Consider the following 16,398-nt stretch of genomic DNA (forward strand, 5'->3'; position numbering starts at 1 on the left):
GAGAGGTGTGTTAATAGCGCGTTAAAAATAAACAAAAAAGGCGACCATGTGGCCGCCTCCCGTTTATCTCGATTTGCAGATATTACTCGTTGATAGCTTTTACGCCCGGTAACTCTTTGCCTTCCATATACTCAAGCAAAGCACCACCACCGGTTGACATGTAGCTAACATCATTTGACAGGCCGAACTTGGTTACAGCAGCTGCTGAATCACCACCACCTATCAATGTAAATGCGCCATTTTCAGTAGCTTTAACTACGGCGTCGGCAACGGCTTTAGTGCCTTTATCAAAGCTTTCCATCTCGAAAACACCCATAGGGCCGTTCCACAATACGGTTTTTGATTGTTCGATCACCTTAGCGAATGCTGCACTTGATTCAGGGCCGATATCCAGACCCATCCAGTCAGATTTAATGGTATTGTTTGGAGATACCGCTGTTTGCGCGTCGTTAGCGAATTTATCGGCAACTATACAATCAGTTGGCAGTATCAGGTTAACACCTTTCGCTTTAGCTTTTTCAACCAGCTCGTTAGCCAGGTCAAGCTTGTCAGCTTCTAATAGTGAAGTGCCGATTTCGCCGCCTTTAGCCTTAACGAATGTATAAGCCATACCACCGCCGATGATCAGGTTATCAACCTTATCAAGCAATGATTCTATCAGTTGTATCTTGTCAGACACCTTGGCACCACCCATAATAGCAGTGAACGGGCGGGCCGAATTGTTCAATACCTTTTCGGCATTGTCAAGCTCGGCAGCCATCAGGTAGCCAAAGTACTTAGCTTCAGGGAAAAACTGTGCTATAACAGCGGTTGAGGCATGCGCGCGGTGAGCGGTACCAAAGGCATCATTCACGTAAACATCACCTAATTTTGAAAGCTTTTCGGCAAAATCCTTATCGCCTTTTTCTTCCTCTTTGTAAAAGCGCAGGTTCTCTAATAAAAGCACTTCGCCTTTTTCAAGCTCAGCGGCTTTTTCGGTAGCCTGTGCGCCAATGCAATCATCAGCAAACTCAACTTGCTGGCCCAGCAGGTCAGACAGGTGGGCAACAACGTGTTTTAGAGAATATTTTTCGGTCGGACCATCTTTTGGTCGGCCCAGGTGCGACATCAGGATTACTGAACCGCCATCCTTCAATAATTTTTTGATAGTAGGCAATGCCGCGGTGATGCGGCTATCGTCGGTAATTTTATAATCGCCATCAAGCGGAACGTTAAAATCAACCCTAACAAGGGCCTTTTTGCCCGAAAAACTTATCTGATCTATTGTTTTCATATTCAAACTGGTTGTAAAATTCAGCAGTGCCGCAAAATCAGCAAATTATTTCAATTACGGAACGTAAAAGTTAAAAACGCGCCGGGTTTTTGATAAAATTCATTTTGTGTTAACAATGGGCACTCCTCCTAAATCCTACGATAGGGAGAGAATAAAAAGCACAAACCGAAAATAACCTATCCTACCGGCATCAGAAATGCCCGGAGTAGCAGAAGTCCTGCCAAAGCACATACTTTCACCGGGCAGGGCGTAGCCGGCAGTTTATTCGCTGTTTTTTGTTTTTCTATTGGTGCTCATGAGATCGCTATCGCTAAGGTTTGCTTCTTTTGTCTGCACAAAAGAAGTTGAGGGCAAGTAATGAACTTTGCTTTACTGAGCGTTTGTGTTTTATTTAGGAGGTTATGCTTTTACCATCGTCAGCCTGCTCTTGGCCGCAGAGGCCAGTTACTTTGTCTTAGACACAAAGTAACCAAAAGTCAAGGCAGAAAAAACCTTCATCCGCACAGGCCATACTCCCTGGCCCGGTTTTCTGCCAGGCCTACGCGCTTTTATTTTTTAAATTTTTATAGAAGTCCTCCCCTCGGGGAGGATTATTTGCATGTTATTAGTGTTTTCAATGGTGCTCATGAGGGCTACGCCGTTTAGGAGGGGTTGTACGAGCAGGAATTTGTCGCCAGATTATGAAAGCAGACAGATTTCTCGCTAATGCTTCGAAATGACAAGATGGATAAAAAATCACGTCATTGCGAGGTACGAAGCAATCCCCGAGCGACTTGTCCTACAGAGATCGTTTCACTATCGAAATGACGTAACGAAACGCTATCAATCAGACGAAGTAGTATCCTTTTTACCACCACCTTTCGGGGCATCAACCGGGCCTTCTTTTTCATCCTCCAGTTGATCGGCTTTACCACCTTCAGGTTTTTCAACTTCGGTGATCAGCATGGCATCTTTGATGTATTTTACCGCGGCGCTGCCATAGCTCAGGAATTTCTCGTTAAACTCCTTCAGGCGATACTTGTCGGCCATTTTTTTCTTGTATTCCTCGCGCAGTTGTTTTATTTCGTGGTAGCCGGTAAAGTAGCTGGTTAGCTGCACGCTGCTTACGCTAACGCGTTTCCATTTGCCCTCGGCCTCGGCCTGTTGCTGGAATGCTTCTTTGGTGAGTAGTTTCAGGGCTTGTTCCTTGGTCATGCCGCTGGCGTGTACGCTGTAATCCAGTATGGCGTTGCATACGGTGCGCAGGTTCCATTTGCACCACATCAGGCGCATCTCGGGCTCGTTGCCGCCGTAGCCTGCATCAAGCATCATCTCCTCGCCATAAACTGCCCAGCCCTCAACCATAGCGCCGTTACCTAACACAGATTTTATAAGGCTTGGCGCTTTGTTGGCGTATATCAGCTGTGTATAATGGCCGGGTATAGCCTCGTGTATGTTCAATATCTGTAAGGTGTAGTTGTTGTACTCGCGCAGGTAACTCTCGGCGCGCTCTTTATCCCAACCCTCAAGACTGCCCACATTGTAATACGTATTACCATTTTTTTCGTACGGCCCAGGCGATGATATCGATGCACCGGCAACACCCGCCATGTACGCAGGCTCACGACGTACCACCAAAGGTTTGCTTGGGTCCATCGTTAATAAGTCCTTCTCCTTAACAAAGGCGCTCAGCTTAGGTATCTGCTTCTCGATTGCCGATTGAAATTGCGATGGCTCGGCATATTTTAACGATAGTTCGCCAATAACCTCCTCAACTATGGCCAGCGAATCCGACGGCATTTTTTTATCGCCCATGTGTTTAGGCCAAAGCTCCTTGCTCAGCTTTATCATCTCCTTGTGCAGTTTCTTTTTACGTTCAACCGCGGCGTTGAACATTTGCTGCGAGGTAAGTGCCGATTCTATTTCGTAATTAAACTTTTCATCATACAATGATTTACCCAGCCTAAAGCTTCGACCCTTATCGCTCTTAATGGTTTTTAACCAGGCAGTAAAGTTGCGTACAGCGGCGGCACTGGTTCTTGCCCTTTCACGCATCAGCTTTTGCTTAACATCGGGCACGTTGCTTTTGGTGAGCGAATCAATAAAATCCTTCTCGATAACATCGGCACCTCCGGTCATTTGCTCAATAGCCAGGTCGGTAAGCTCAGGTACCGGGTTTTTTACCAGCTTTTGCGCATCCTTAAAATAAGCCGGGATGGCCTCCATCTTGTCGTAAAAGCTTTGCAGTCTTTGGGCAAGCGGCTCGTACTTCTCATTCAAAATATAAGCAAAGCCACCAATGATGTTGTAAGTGGTTGGGTCCCACTCGTAGGCCTTAAGCGAGCCGTATGTCCATTGTGTTTTACGCAGATAGTTTTGGATGAGCAGGTAATCCATCTTATTGCTCGCGTTCAATTCATTTTGCGGGTAGTGGCTTAACGAGTCGAGGTTGTTTTTAGCGAAGTCGACCAGCTTTTTTTTCTGTTCGCTGGGCAATACCAACACACTATCGTACATATGGTAACCTACTGATGTTGCCCAATCAGGGTTAAGTTTCCAAAGCTCATCTAAAAATTTGCCCTCGTAACGGGTGAACGATTCGTTATTCTTTTCTTCCTGGGTGAGTTCGCCGCCCATGCCATCCTTTTTACAGGCTGATAGCACAGTGAAGCCGCAAATAGCGGTAAGCAATAATTTATATAAGGTGCGTTGCGTAACAATCATGCGTATAAACTTAAGGCATTTAGTTTAATTATCAGTGCAAACGTAAGCAAAGGTTTAAAAATTAGTCAACCTTAAGCTATTGCGATTGTTAACTTATAAAATATCACGATATATTATGAATCCACACCACGATACACTGCTGAATGAGCTGACCAATTTTTTAACCGGCAAAGGCGCCCACGTAAGTTTTGCCGAAGCTGTTGATGGCCTGCCCGCCAACCTGCGCGGCGTAAAGGCCGATAATATGCCCTACAGCATATGGCAACTGGTTGAACATATACGCATTGCCCAATGGGATATGCTGGAATTTAGTCGTGATGCCAACCACCAATCGCCAAACTGGCCCGAAGGCTATTGGCCCGATGAGGCCGCCCCCGAAAGTGATGAAGCCTGGAATGCCTCACTCAAAAAAATAGAAAGCGACCTGCAAGAGTTTATTGCCCTGCTGAAAAGCGCCAAAGATATATACGCCCCCTTTGCCCACGGCACAGGCCAAAACCTGCTGCGCGAGGCCTTGCAAATAGGCGACCATAACGCGTACCATACCGGGGAGATACTGGCAGTAAGGAGGGTTTTGGGAGCGTGGGCATCCTAATCCCCCCCCGAGGGGGAGGACTTTGTATGATCCTTTTTTTAAATTTTGTCATTTCGATTGAGGTACGAAAGAGAAATCTGTCGCTTTGTAATGAACGCGTACAGATTTCTCGCTATCGCTCGAAATGACAAGTTTATCAGGCATTAAAAAAATCACGCCATTGCGAGGTACGAAGCAATCCCCGAGCGATTTGTACACAAGAATATCCTAAAGAGATTGCTTCGTGCCTCGCAATGACGTAAATATTAATTCCCTCCCAGGGGAGGGCAGGGAGGGGTTCTTAAACTATTCAAAAAATATCAAACTACCGAATTACTACCATTCAATGGAAATTCAATAATTCAATCACCCAATAAATCAATAATTAATTTCCCGCTCGTTCGCTGCGCTCGCTGAGTTGTTTGAGCACTTCGTCGTTGAATTGCTTTTCGCTTTTGTAGAGTTCGCTTACCTTTTCGGCAGGCAGTATTTTCATGAACTCCTCATTGTAGCGCTTGTGGATGTTAACCAGTTCGGTTTCGTAGTACAGTTCTTTGTTAATCTGCTCGGTACCGTTGGGTTGGGCGCTTGAGTTATTTAGGCGCTTAAGGTGGCGTATATTAATAAGCTGCTGCTGGTACTGGCGGTACAGCGGCCAAAACTTTTTTGATTCGGTAGCGGTTAGGTTCAGCTGCCTTTCAAAATATTCCTTTTTGGCATTGGCCAGCTTGGCAAAGCGCGATTGCGTTGCCGCATTGGTTTTATTTTGCTGGTAACGCAAACCACGGGCATTATCAGGCACCTGCGCTTTAGTATTTAAGCACACTCCCAGCACAAACAATATGATAATATATACTACTCTGGCCAGATTGCTCATTATTAAAGTTCAGTATTTATATAGTCCAACAATTCCTCGTCGCTAACGTTTTCGCTGATGTACGATTGTGTTTCGCTGGCGTCAAGGTTTTGTTCGGCGTAGCCACGTATCTCATTCAGCGGAATGTTTGACAGGCGACTGTGTAAAAATGAATCGGCATGCTGCGGGTTAGCTTGTGTAGCCGCCGAATGCGTATCACGGTTTAAAAAGAAGGTTGCACCAATAGCAATGGTAACACACGCCGCTGCCGCGTAACGGTACACGCCCGAGCTTATGAACCTGCGTACCACCCCGCGCTGTTGCGCCGGTTGCTGTTCGGTTTGCTGCGGCTGCTCATCGGCATCAACTGTTTTGCTTAAAATGGCGGCGTTAAGTTTTTCAAAATAACCGGCAGGCACGGCAAAAGGCTCGTCGGCTGTTACGGCCTCCTCAATAGAAATGCGCGCGGTGATGTTTTGCTGTAAGTTTTCAAAGTAACCTTCGGGCACCTCAAACCCTACGCTTTCGCTGCCTGCTGCCTCTTCAATGCTTATGCGGCTTTGAATGTTGTTGCTCAGTTCATCAAAGTAGTTATCAGGTAAAATAAAGCCTGTATTTTCTACACTTAATGAGCCGGCTACAGTAATGCGGCTGCTAATGTTGCCGTTCAGCTCCTCAAAATAATTTTCGGGAACGGTAAAACCGGCTTGCCGTGCAGTTATATCATCTAAATTTTTAAGGGAAAGAGTGCGTTCGCGAAGGTCATCGAAATAGCCTACGGGCACCGTAAACGGGTTATTTGGGTTAACCTGTTTAAGTGTTGTAAATTCGTTTAGCCAATCTCTTGTTTCCATATCGCTCTTCATACCCTCATTAGATTATAACTTTCGCAAAAGGTTTAAAGTAACTTTAAAAAAATTATAGGTTTGATGATAAAATGAAAGCCTCTATCTTTTTTACCGCCAGGTGGAACGATGCTTTCAACGCCCCCACGCTGGTACCCAGCACTTCAGATATTTCTTCGTACTTCATATCATCAAAGTACTTCATGTTAAACACAAGCCTTTGTTTTTCGGGTAAGGTGAGCAAGGCCTGCTGTAGTTTCAGCTGGGCCTTGTCACCGTTAAAATATGTTGAATCGGCCAGTGTTTCGGCCAGTTCATAGGCTACATCATCCAGCGGTACATTATTCTTCATTTTCTTTCTGTTCAAAAATGTAATGCACTCGTTGGTGGCAATGCGGTACATCCAGGTGTACAGCTGCGCGTCGTTCCTGAAACCCGGCAGGTTCTTCCATATCTTCACAAAAACATCCTGCGAAAGATCGTCGGCATCGTCGTGGTCAATAACCATACGGCGAATATGCCAATAGATCTTTTGCTGATACTTTTTTAGTAACAGATTGAAAGCCTCATTCCGGGTGCGTTCATCGCGGAACTTACTTAATATTTCTTCGTCTTCAGCCTGTGCGGCCATATCAAATCTTTAACCCTAAAATAAAGAACTTAGCTGTTTTGTTTTTTGCGTGCTATTACTTTTTTAGCAGCGGCGATGATGTGCTCAGCATCTAAACCATATTTGGTCATTAACTGAGCAGGTGTACCGCTTTCGCCAAAGCTGTCGTTCACAGCCACATACTCTTGCGGAGTAGGGTTGTTTACGGCAAGTAATTGCGCAATGCTATCGCCTAAGCCACCTAAACGGTTATGCTCCTCGGCAGTTACCACGCAACCTGTTTTTGCTACTGATTTAAGGACAGCCTCAGCATCCAAAGGTTTAATGGTGTGTATATTTATGATCTCGGCATCAATACCTTCTTCGGCCAGTTTTTCGCCTGCCTGTATGGCTTCCCATACCAAGTGGCCGGTAGCGAAGATCGATACATCAGCACCCTCGTTAACCATCCATGCCTTACCGATCTCGAATTTTTGATCAGCATCAGTAAAGATAGGCACCACCGGGCGACCAAAACGCAGGTATACCGGGCCATGATGCTCGGCAATAGCGATGGTTGCTGCCTTGGTTTGATTATAATCGCAAGGGTTGATCACCGTCATACCCGGTAACATCTTCATCAGGCCTATGTCTTCCAGTATCTGGTGTGTAGCGCCATCCTCACCCAGGGTTAAGCCCGCGTGTGATGCGCAAATTTTTACGTTCTTGTCAGAATAAGCTACCGACTGGCGAATCTGATCGTAAACACGACCGGTTGAAAAGTTAGCAAAGGTACCTGTGAACGGAATTTTACCGCCAATGGTTAAACCTGCCGCCATACCTATCATGTTTGCCTCGGCAATACCGGTTTGGAAAAAGCGCTCAGGAAATGCCTTGATAAAATCAGCCATTTTTAACGAGCCTACCAAATCGGCACAAAGTGCAACCACTTCGGGGTTACGTTTACCGGCTTCAAGCAGGCCATCGCCAAAACCCGAACGGGTATCTTTTTTATCTGTGTAAGTATATTTTTTCATTGTTTACCTCACCTAAATCCTCTCCAAAAGAGAGGACTTTAATATTTTATTGTGATATGATATTATTTAGATCAAACTATCGCTGCAACTGCAACTCCCCCTTCAGGGGGCCGGGGGGCTTAATAATCGCCCAGTGTTTCCTCAAGCTGAGCAAGGGCTGTAGCCAGCTGCTCATCATTAGGTGCAACACCATGCCATTTGTGGCTGCCCATCATAAAGTCGACACCGTAACCCATGCCTGTTTTAAGCAGGATAACGATAGGTTTACCTTTACCTGTCAGGCTTTTGGCTTTTTCAAGTACAGCAACTACGCTGGCCATATCGTTACCATGCGGCTCCTCAAGCACTTCCCAGCCAAAGGCCTCGAATTTTGCTTTCAGGTTACCTAATGATAATACCATTTCGGTAGGGCCATCAATTTGCTGACCGTTGTAGTCAACCGTAGCTATCAATCTATCTAATTTATTGTGCGGAGCAAACATGGCGGCTTCCCATATCTGGCCTTCCTGTAACTCACCATCACCATGCAGGGTGTAAACAATGCTGTCGTCGCCGTTTAAGCGTTTAGCCAAAGCAGCGCCAATAGCAACTGAAAGGCCCTGGCCTAATGAACCCGAAGCGATACGCACACCCGGTAAACCCTCATGCGTAGTTGGGTGGCCTTGTAACCTTGAGTTTAATTTACGGAAGGTACCCAGCTCGGCTTTATCAAAGTAACCGGCATGTGCCAGTACGCTGTAAAATACCGGCGATATGTGTCCGTTTGATAGGAAGAACAGGTCTTCGCCCTTGGCATCCATGTTAAACGACGGATCGTTTTTCATGATGTTGAAGTAAAGGGCTACCAAAAAATCGGTACAACCTAATGAGCCGCCCGGGTGACCTGACTGGCAGGCATGTACCATCCTTACGATGTCACGGCGCACCTGCGATGCGGTTTGTTTTAATTGCTCTATGTCTTGTTTCATTAAATGATAGGTTTTATTGCAATAAATTTAAATTTCGGCTAAAATAAATATTAATCTGATATATAGGTGTTATTTCAACACATCTAATACCTGTTGCGATGAGTTTTTGGTATCAACCTTATCAATAATTTGAGTGATAATGCCATCGCCGTTAATTAAAAACGTTTTACGCGCGGTGCCCATATATTTTTTGCCATACATGTTTTTTTCAACCCAAACGCCGTATGCTTCAACAATTTCTTTGCTTTCATCAGCAATAAGGGTAAATGGCAGGCTGTATTTGCTCTCAAACTTTTTGTGCGATTTCTCGTCATCGGTACTTACACCTATCACCTCAAAGCCTTGGCTCAGCAGCGATTGGTAGTTATCCCTAAAGCTGCAAGCCTCGGCAGTACAGCCGGGGGTATCATCCTTTGGGTAAAAGTAAAGTATCACGGTTTTGCCTTTAAAATCAGCCAATGAAACGGCTTTGCCGTTCTGATCTTTGGCGTTAAAATCGGGAGCTTTATCGCCTGCTGCTAATGTTGCCATGTTTTTCTATCGGTAAAAGTTAGCCTTAAATTGCGATGCGTTATCTTTAGCATCGGTTACGGTTAGTTCAAATGTATGTTTTCCGTGTTTAATATCCTCATCAAAATAATATCTTAATAATTTGGTCTTGTAATCGTGCTCAACCAAAACCCACTTGCCGTCAATTTTACCCACATAGCTTTTCACGCCCGACAGGTTATCGCTCATGCGTAGTGTAATACTTTTCGCGGCCGATAGATTACTGCCCTCACGAATGTTCACCGGTGTAATTACCGGCGGCACGGTATCAACCCTGATGTAGTAATCGCCAAAAAAGCGGCATTGCCCCTTTACATAACCATCCTCAAACTTACCGATAACCAGGTTGCCGGCAGTGTTGATCAGCACGGCCTTATCGGCATTATCGCCAATGGTGCTATCGGGTTTTATCCAAAGGCTAAAGGTTTCGTGGATAGGTGTAAAGCGGTTGTGTATGCGGTGAGTTTCTGAATAAGCGCCCGGCTTGCGTGGCAGGCGGGCATAGTTAAAGTCGAGGTTATCGTACAGGTTGCCCGGCTCAACAATCACCTTTATCTTATCGTTATTAAACTCATTGGTTTTATCGTACAGAAAAAGCGGCCCTTTAGGTACGAATGGTTTAACATCATTTTTTGATGATTTAACCTTTACGTTCAATGTGGAGGTATTGCCCGCCACATCGCGCACTATGTATTGTACATCGTGCATGGCATCGTCATCAAAATTGATGATACCACGGTTTACTGATTGCGGGTATAACGATACGTTGCTGCCCGGCGGTACAAAGCATTTCTGCATCCAGCGGCGCGAGGTAAGGAAGGCCGGATAATCCAGGTAAGCATTAATGGCCCGGGTTTGATCGAAGCCAAAACGCTCAACCGCGAAGGTGTACACCGTATTACCATCCAGTTTTATCTCTACCGAATAGATGCCGTTATGGTTGGGCGATACGCTATTCATATCATAAGCCGTTAGGCCGAAACCAACTGCCCCGCTTAAATGTATTGGCTGATTGTTTTTTAGGCGATATTGCCCATTTGCACCAAACACAGCCATAAACATATGCGGCGTTTTTTCGCTGAATGGCGCGCCATCGGCAAAATGGTAGGTGGCAATGGCTTGCAGGGTTGGTGGCACCTCATCGGGTATGGTAAGGCCGAATAGTTGCGGGTTGATGGTTTGCTCGTTCTTGCTATCGCGAAGCTCAAAATGCAGGTGTGGTCCTGCCGAAGCCCCGGCATTACCCGTCCATGCGAAAATGTCGCCTTTTTGAAGCGGGAGTTGAAGTGGCAGCAATTGAAAATCAACCTCGTAGCTTTGCTGCTGCATCTGGTAGTCGCGTATCAGGCCCTCAATAGCCGGACTAAACCTATCCAAATGCCCGTATACCGACGTAAACCCGTTGGGGTGGGTAATGTACACCGCCCTGCCGAAGCCGCCATACTGTATGCGCAGGCGCGATACAAAGCCATCTAAAATAGCATGTATAGGGTAACCGGTGCGCTGGTTGGTCTTAAAATCTAACCCGGAGTGAAAATGGTTGGGCCTTAGTTCACCGAACGAGCCTGCCGTGCTTGGCGGCAGATCAAGCGGGTAGCGAAAAACATCCTTTGGGTAAAAACTGGTTTGTATAACATCCTGCGCGGTGGCTACAGCGCACATTAATATAAGGCTTAACAGCGCCCCAAGCTTTTTTAGCATCATCCGGTATTATTTCACGTAAAAATCAAGCATTTTATCACTCTCAATAAACCCTTCCAGGTGGTCGCCTATGGCTATGGGGCCTACACCCTCGGGTGTGCCGGTAAAAATAAGGTCGCCCTTTTTTAGGGTAATGTATTGCGATACGAATGCTATGATACGTTCAAACGAAAAAAGCAGATCCTTTGTATTGCCTGCCTGCCTCTTTTCGCCATTTATACTGAGGCTGAAGTTGATATTATACATATCGGCAAACTGGCTCCTGGGCAAAAAGTTGCTGATGGGTGCCGATCCGTCAAAGCTTTTGGCCAGCTCCCAGGGCAGGCCTTTTTCCTTGTGGCGCGCCTGGATATCGCGGGCGGTAAAATCAATACCCAAACCTATCTCATCATAATAATTGGCGGCAAACTTCTCGCTGATGTGCTTACCTTCCTTGCATATCTTTAACACAAGCTCAGCCTCATAATGCACATCCGTCGAAAATTCGGGATAGTAGAACGGCTTATTCTCCTTAAGCAAAGCCGTATCAGGCTTCATAAATATAACTGGTGTGGTTGGTATCGGGTTATTAAGCTCCTTAGCGTGCTCGGCATAGTTGCGCCCAATGGCAATAATCTTCATAATAGCAATGGTAAAACGTCAAAGCTAATTAATTTGGTTCAGAGATTGGTGGTTGGAGGTTGGTAATTAGTGGTCAGTTGTGAATAGTGAGTGATTAGTAGTTAGTGGTTGGAGATTAGTTGTGAACAGTGAGTGGTCAGTTGTGAGTGATTAGTAGTCAGAGATTGGAGATTAGTTGAAAACAATATCAACCATACAAACAATAACTAATGACTATTGCCCAATGAAAAGACCCAATGACTAATGACCACTAATCACTGACCTCTAACCACTAATCTCTATAAAACAGACAATCTCTTAATAGTAGACTCCGTGCCGGCGATGATGCGGAGGAAGTAGAAGCCGCGGCTGAGTTTGTTGTTGATGATGTAGGTGAACTTTTGATCGCCCGATTCAACACGTTGCTGAAAAATGGTAGCTACATCATTACCCAGCATATCAACTATCTTGATGGTAACATTGGTGTTGCGTGCAACATCATAACGCAGATTGATCTGGTCGGTAACGGGGTTGGGGTATATCTGTACGTTGCTGAGCAACTTATCGTCCTGGCGGTTAACGCTAAGTTTTGTGGTTGATACGGTTCCCGGTTTTAAGGGCGGCAAGGTGAATGGCAAACCGCTTTTTAAGTACGATGTTTTGCCCTTTTTTTTCAGGATAAGGCTATCCTGAACCATGGTTGTACCTGCAAAAGCAAAATTCATGGTCACCGCTATTGCGATCACTATAGTCCATAAATTAAGATAAGTAAATTTTTGCTTCATACAGTTACACTGCTACAAATGTATAAATTACACCAAGCCATTTCAAAAAGTTAAGCTTTATATTTAATACTTTAACAATTTTTAACAAAATGGCTGTAATATTGCACTAATTTATATACTGACTTATACGGTTTTTATAAGTTTAAGTTTGTAGGTAAAATATTTATAATGTTGCATTTAATACAATATAGTGTCAAGTCATAAAGACCTTCAAAAACTGACAGTCCCCGGGCTGCTTATTAGTTTAGGGATCATCTACGGCGACATCGGTACATCACCGTTGTACGTATTTAAAGCAATTGTTGGCGCGCAAGCCATAAACGAAAGCCTTGTACTGGGCGGCGTATCATGCATATTTTGGACGCTTACCCTGCAAACCACCGTAAAATACGTATTAATTACCTTATTGGCTGATAACAAGGGCGAGGGTGGCATATTCTCGCTATTCTCGTTAGTGCGGCGTAAGGCCCGGTGGCTCATTGTGCCCGCCGTGGTAGGCGGCTGCGCCTTGTTGGCCGATGGTATTATTACACCACCCATCACCATATCATCAGCCATTGAGGGTTTGCATACCCGTTTCCCGCAAATGACGCTGCCTACGTATCAAATAGTGCTCATTATTATAGCCATGCTGTTTATTATACAGCAGTTTGGTACTTCGCTGGTGGGTAAGGCATTTGGGCCTATCATGTTTTTGTGGTTTACCATGATGGGCGTATTAGGCATCCTGATGGTGGTACAAATGCCGTGGGTGCTTAAGGCGCTTAACCCGTATTACGCTTACGATTTGCTGAGTAATAACCCCAATGCCTTTGTGATATTGGGTGCCGTCTTTCTGTGTACCACTGGTGCCGAAGCCCTGTATTCTGATCTGGGGCACTGCGGCCGCTCAAACATCCGCGTAAGCTGGATATATGTTAAAAGCTGTTTGGTGCTTAACTATTTAGGCCAGGCGGTATGGCTTATTAACCATAATGGCGAATACCTGGGTAACAAGAATCCGTTTTATTTAATTATGCCCGAGGGCTTTTTGATATTTGGTATCGGCCTGGCAACGGTAGCGGCTATTATTGCCAGCCAGGCTTTGATTTCCGGCTCGTTCACGCTGATAGCCGAGGCCGTTAGGCTTAACCTTTGGCCAAAGGTGCGCATTAATTACCCTACCGATCAAAAAGGTCAGCTATATGTGCCCAGCATCAACTGGATATTGTGTGTTGGCTGTATCATAGTGGTTTTACTGTTCGAGAAATCAGAAAGAATGGAGGCCGCATACGGTTTAAGTATCACTGTAGCCATGCTGATGACTACCATACTGGTATCAAAGTTTTTGCAACGCCGCAAGGTTCCGGCTTATTTAATAGCCTTGTTCTTTTTGGTATACCTGCTTATTGAGGGCACCTTTTTATTAGGTAACCTGGTTAAGTTTGTACATGGCGGCTGGTTCACGCTATCAATAGGCTTTATGCTGTTTGTAGTGATGTGGACGTGGCATACCGCCCGCAAGATCAAGAACCGCTATGTTAAATTCATCGAGATAGAGGATTATTTCCAGATCATAAACGAGTTGAGCGATGATGAAACCGTACCCAAATATTCATCGCAACTGGTGTATTTAACCAGCGCCAACTTTAACTCGGAGGTTGAATCAAAAATAATTTACTCCATACTGCAAAAGCAGCCCAAGCGGGCCGATATATACTGGCTGGTACACGTTGACGTGGTTGATGAGCCTTATACCCGCGAATACGAGGTTGATTTTTTAGTGCCGGGCAAATTGATCCGTATCGATTTTAAGCTGGGTTTCCGGGTTGAGCAGCAGATAAACGTATTGTTCCGCCGCGTGGTTGAGGATTTGGTGAAGAATGGTGAGGTGAACATCACCAGTAAATACAAATCACTGGGCAAGCACAACATTGTTGGCGATTTCCGCTTTGTGGTGATCGAAAAAACACTGTCGCGCTCGCATAACCTGTCGTTTTACGAGCAGCTGATAATGGATATCTACGTGCAGTTGAAAAAGGCCAGCTTATCCGAAGAACGTGGCTTTGGCCTCGACCTGAGCTTTGTTACGGTTGAAAAGGTACCGCTGATGCTCACCACGCCTGATAATGTGGATATGATAAGGGTACAATAAAACACCATAAAAAAAGCGGGAACTGATGAAGTTCCCGCTTTTTTGTTGTCCACTGTCTGTTAGTTTTATATTCCGTCTGATTTTAGTTTATCGATCAGCTCGTCCATATCAACCTCAACAAATGATGTTGAATAGTCGGACAGGCCATAAGGAATGATCAGCTTATTTTTATTCACAATCGATCCGCAGGAGTAAATCACGTTAGGTACATATCCCTCACGCTCATCACTATTTGGTATAATTAATGGTTCCTTTAAACGGCCTATCTCTACCGACGGATCATCCAGTTTCAGCAGGCTTGCACCCAACACATACCTGCGCATAGGGCCTACACCGTGTGTTATCATGATCCAGCCGTGCTCAGTTTCAATGGGCGAACCGCAGTTACCTATCTGTATAAACTCCCAGGTAAACCGTGGTTCCTGCAACAGCACCGGTTTCTCCCAGATGTTTATCTTATCCGAATACATGATGTAATTGTTGCAGCCATCAATACGTGATATCATGGCGTATTTGCCGTTTATTTTACGCGGAAACAGTGCCAGATTTTTATTTTGCGCGCCATCGCCATACAAAGGCATAATGCGGAAGCTATAAAAATCGGTTGTTTGCAAAAGCTTAGGCATTATCAGTGCGCCATCATAAGCCGTATAGGTGGCATAATAGGTGCGGTTGCCATCATCATCGGTAAACGTAACAAAGCGGGCATCCTCAATACCCTTGCGTTCGTATTCAGATATCGGGAAGATAACCCTGTCGGATATATCGGTATCCAGCGAAAAAACTATTTCGTAGTACGAATCGGCCAGCCATAATATTTTATCGTACTCCAATTTATGCGCATCGTTTTCCTGCAATTTTTGCGAATCGAGAATAATGCGGCGCAGGTTTGAATACTCAAAATGATGGTCGAGCTTTGATTCCAGCTCCTTCAGCACATCAATATTTATTTGTGTGGCTACAGCTTTTTCAAAAAACAATTTTTTGTTGTAGACGGCATTGCGTACTATCTCGGCCTCATCAATATAATTGCCCGCGGGTAATACGGTAATGTTGTTCTTTTCATCAAACAAAGCACGGCGAAAGGTGATGGATGATATGTGCCCTTCACCTACAGCTCTGAAACTCATGATGACACGGCGCTGCCCTTCTTCCAGTTCGGTTTGATCCGGGTCGTCAACAATCGACGGGTTAAAAAAGGCGGCCGACTCAATAGAATATTCATGCGTAAAATATGAGCCTATCAGCAACTTACGATAAACCGAAAGCGAATCAAAATCAATACCCAGCTCCTCAAACAATGGCTTTAACTTGCTGCAATGGCGGTTAAGCACACGGGTAATATTACGGTGGCGTTTTGAATACTCTTGCAATATGGGCGATACTATACCAAAGGCGGCATCTTCACTTATCACCATCACTTTTTGTATTACCTGCTTGGCACGGTCATTACCATTGAAAAAAAATCTGGCTATTACGCGCCTCGAATCAGGGTTTACTCGTATTGGCTTGCGTACAATAGGAAGTCTCATATATAATAGATAAGTTTTATCACTAACAGCTATACAGGCAATTTGGTTGCACTATTTTCACTGTTTTTTAGCTAAAAAGATAAAATATGTTGCAACTACCACTAAACACAATTCGCAAAACGATTGGTTTACTTTTTTTTATAATAGTCAGTGGGCAATGGTCATTAGTCATTAGAGTTTTCATTGGAATGGTCATTAGTCATTGTTTGTATGGTTGATATTGTTTTCAACTAATCTCTAACTACTAACCTC

Annotated in this window: 14 protein-coding genes; 2 read left to right on the forward strand and 12 right to left on the reverse strand. The window is 44.9% G+C overall.

Annotated elements, in window-relative coordinates:
- Window positions 1-82: 82 nt before the first annotated feature.
- Both IM792_RS07010 and IM792_RS07015 read right to left on the reverse strand, forming a co-directional pair.
- Complete coding sequence (locus tag IM792_RS07010; RefSeq protein WP_304609750.1) at window positions 83-1,273, reverse strand: phosphoglycerate kinase; 1,191 nt, start codon at window positions 1,271-1,273, stop codon at window positions 83-85.
- A gap of 822 nt (window positions 1,274-2,095) precedes the next feature.
- Window positions 2,096-3,976, reverse strand: a complete 1,881-nt coding sequence (locus IM792_RS07015) for a DUF885 domain-containing protein (RefSeq protein ID WP_194101122.1) — start codon at window positions 3,974-3,976, stop codon at window positions 2,096-2,098.
- Window positions 3,977-4,091: 115 nt separating this feature from the next.
- Between IM792_RS07015 and IM792_RS07020 the strand changes: the two genes are divergently transcribed.
- Complete coding sequence (locus IM792_RS07020) at window positions 4,092-4,571, forward strand: DinB family protein (protein WP_194101123.1); 480 nt, start codon at window positions 4,092-4,094, stop codon at window positions 4,569-4,571.
- Window positions 4,572-4,935: 364 nt separating this feature from the next.
- On the opposite strand, the gene IM792_RS07025 is transcribed toward IM792_RS07020, so the two are convergent.
- The 9 genes from IM792_RS07025 to IM792_RS07065 form a co-directional block, all read right to left on the reverse strand.
- Complete coding sequence (locus tag IM792_RS07025; protein WP_194101124.1) at window positions 4,936-5,427, reverse strand: hypothetical protein; 492 nt, start codon at window positions 5,425-5,427, stop codon at window positions 4,936-4,938.
- Window positions 5,428-5,429: 2 nt separating this feature from the next.
- Window positions 5,430-6,260 (reverse strand): hypothetical protein, encoded by an 831-nt coding sequence (locus tag IM792_RS07030; protein ID WP_194101125.1) that lies wholly within the window; start codon window positions 6,258-6,260, stop codon window positions 5,430-5,432.
- Between the two features lie 64 nt (window positions 6,261-6,324).
- Complete coding sequence (locus tag IM792_RS07035; RefSeq protein WP_194101126.1) at window positions 6,325-6,882, reverse strand: sigma-70 family RNA polymerase sigma factor; 558 nt, start codon at window positions 6,880-6,882, stop codon at window positions 6,325-6,327.
- A 29-nt stretch (window positions 6,883-6,911) separates the two neighbouring features.
- Entirely contained in the window at window positions 6,912-7,877 is a 966-nt protein-coding gene (locus IM792_RS07040; protein WP_194101127.1) for a transketolase C-terminal domain-containing protein, read from the reverse strand.
- 119 nt (window positions 7,878-7,996) lie between these two features.
- Window positions 7,997-8,872 carry a transketolase gene (locus IM792_RS07045; protein WP_347343805.1) on the reverse strand — a complete coding sequence of 292 codons (876 nt, stop codon included), beginning with the start codon at window positions 8,870-8,872 and terminating at the stop codon, window positions 7,997-7,999.
- Window positions 8,873-8,914: 42 nt separating this feature from the next.
- Window positions 8,915-9,376: a thioredoxin-dependent thiol peroxidase gene (gene bcp, locus IM792_RS07050; protein ID WP_194101129.1), complete on the reverse strand. Its 462-nt coding sequence runs from the start codon at window positions 9,374-9,376 to the stop codon at window positions 8,915-8,917.
- 6 nt (window positions 9,377-9,382) lie between these two features.
- Window positions 9,383-11,098: a M23 family metallopeptidase gene (locus IM792_RS07055; protein WP_194101130.1), complete on the reverse strand. Its 1,716-nt coding sequence runs from the start codon at window positions 11,096-11,098 to the stop codon at window positions 9,383-9,385.
- A 6-nt stretch (window positions 11,099-11,104) separates the two neighbouring features.
- Window positions 11,105-11,716, reverse strand: coding sequence for a fumarylacetoacetate hydrolase family protein (locus IM792_RS07060; RefSeq protein WP_194101131.1), 612 nt, complete (start codon window positions 11,714-11,716; stop codon window positions 11,105-11,107).
- A gap of 278 nt (window positions 11,717-11,994) precedes the next feature.
- A complete protein-coding gene (locus IM792_RS07065; RefSeq protein ID WP_194101132.1) occupies window positions 11,995-12,480 on the reverse strand; it encodes a T9SS type A sorting domain-containing protein in 486 nt (161 codons plus the stop codon).
- 190 nt (window positions 12,481-12,670) lie between these two features.
- On the opposite strand from IM792_RS07065, the gene IM792_RS07070 reads away from it, so the two are divergent.
- Window positions 12,671-14,614 (forward strand): KUP/HAK/KT family potassium transporter, encoded by a 1,944-nt coding sequence (locus IM792_RS07070; RefSeq protein WP_194101133.1) that lies wholly within the window; start codon window positions 12,671-12,673, stop codon window positions 14,612-14,614.
- Between the two features lie 65 nt (window positions 14,615-14,679).
- On the opposite strand, the gene IM792_RS07075 is transcribed toward IM792_RS07070, so the two are convergent.
- Window positions 14,680-16,146, reverse strand: a complete 1,467-nt coding sequence (locus IM792_RS07075) for a glycoside hydrolase family 130 protein (protein ID WP_194101134.1) — start codon at window positions 16,144-16,146, stop codon at window positions 14,680-14,682.
- Window positions 16,147-16,398 lie beyond the last annotated feature (252 nt).

Source organism: Mucilaginibacter sp. JRF (assembly GCF_015223065.1).
Taxonomy (GTDB): Bacteria; Bacteroidota; Bacteroidia; order Sphingobacteriales; family Sphingobacteriaceae; genus Mucilaginibacter.

Coding starts and splice junctions, on each gene's coding strand:
- IM792_RS07025 (WP_194101124.1), bottom strand. CDS start 5,427: ATGAGCAATCTGGCCAGAGTAGTATATATTATCATATTGTTTGTGCTG.
- IM792_RS07060 (WP_194101131.1), bottom strand. CDS start 11,716: ATGAAGATTATTGCCATTGGGCGCAACTATGCCGAGCACGCTAAGGAG.
- IM792_RS07015 (WP_194101122.1), bottom strand. CDS start 3,976: ATGATTGTTACGCAACGCACCTTATATAAATTATTGCTTACCGCTATT.
- IM792_RS07035 (WP_194101126.1), bottom strand. CDS start 6,882: ATGGCCGCACAGGCTGAAGACGAAGAAATATTAAGTAAGTTCCGCGAT.
- IM792_RS07075 (WP_194101134.1), bottom strand. CDS start 16,146: ATGAGACTTCCTATTGTACGCAAGCCAATACGAGTAAACCCTGATTCG.
- IM792_RS07020 (WP_194101123.1), top strand. CDS start 4,092: ATGAATCCACACCACGATACACTGCTGAATGAGCTGACCAATTTTTTA.
- IM792_RS07055 (WP_194101130.1), bottom strand. CDS start 11,098: ATGATGCTAAAAAAGCTTGGGGCGCTGTTAAGCCTTATATTAATGTGC.
- bcp (WP_194101129.1), bottom strand. CDS start 9,376: ATGGCAACATTAGCAGCAGGCGATAAAGCTCCCGATTTTAACGCCAAA.
- IM792_RS07040 (WP_194101127.1), bottom strand. CDS start 7,877: ATGAAAAAATATACTTACACAGATAAAAAAGATACCCGTTCGGGTTTT.
- IM792_RS07065 (WP_194101132.1), bottom strand. CDS start 12,480: ATGAAGCAAAAATTTACTTATCTTAATTTATGGACTATAGTGATCGCA.
- IM792_RS07010 (WP_304609750.1), bottom strand. CDS start 1,273: ATGAAAACAATAGATCAGATAAGTTTTTCGGGCAAAAAGGCCCTTGTT.
- IM792_RS07030 (WP_194101125.1), bottom strand. CDS start 6,260: ATGGAAACAAGAGATTGGCTAAACGAATTTACAACACTTAAACAGGTT.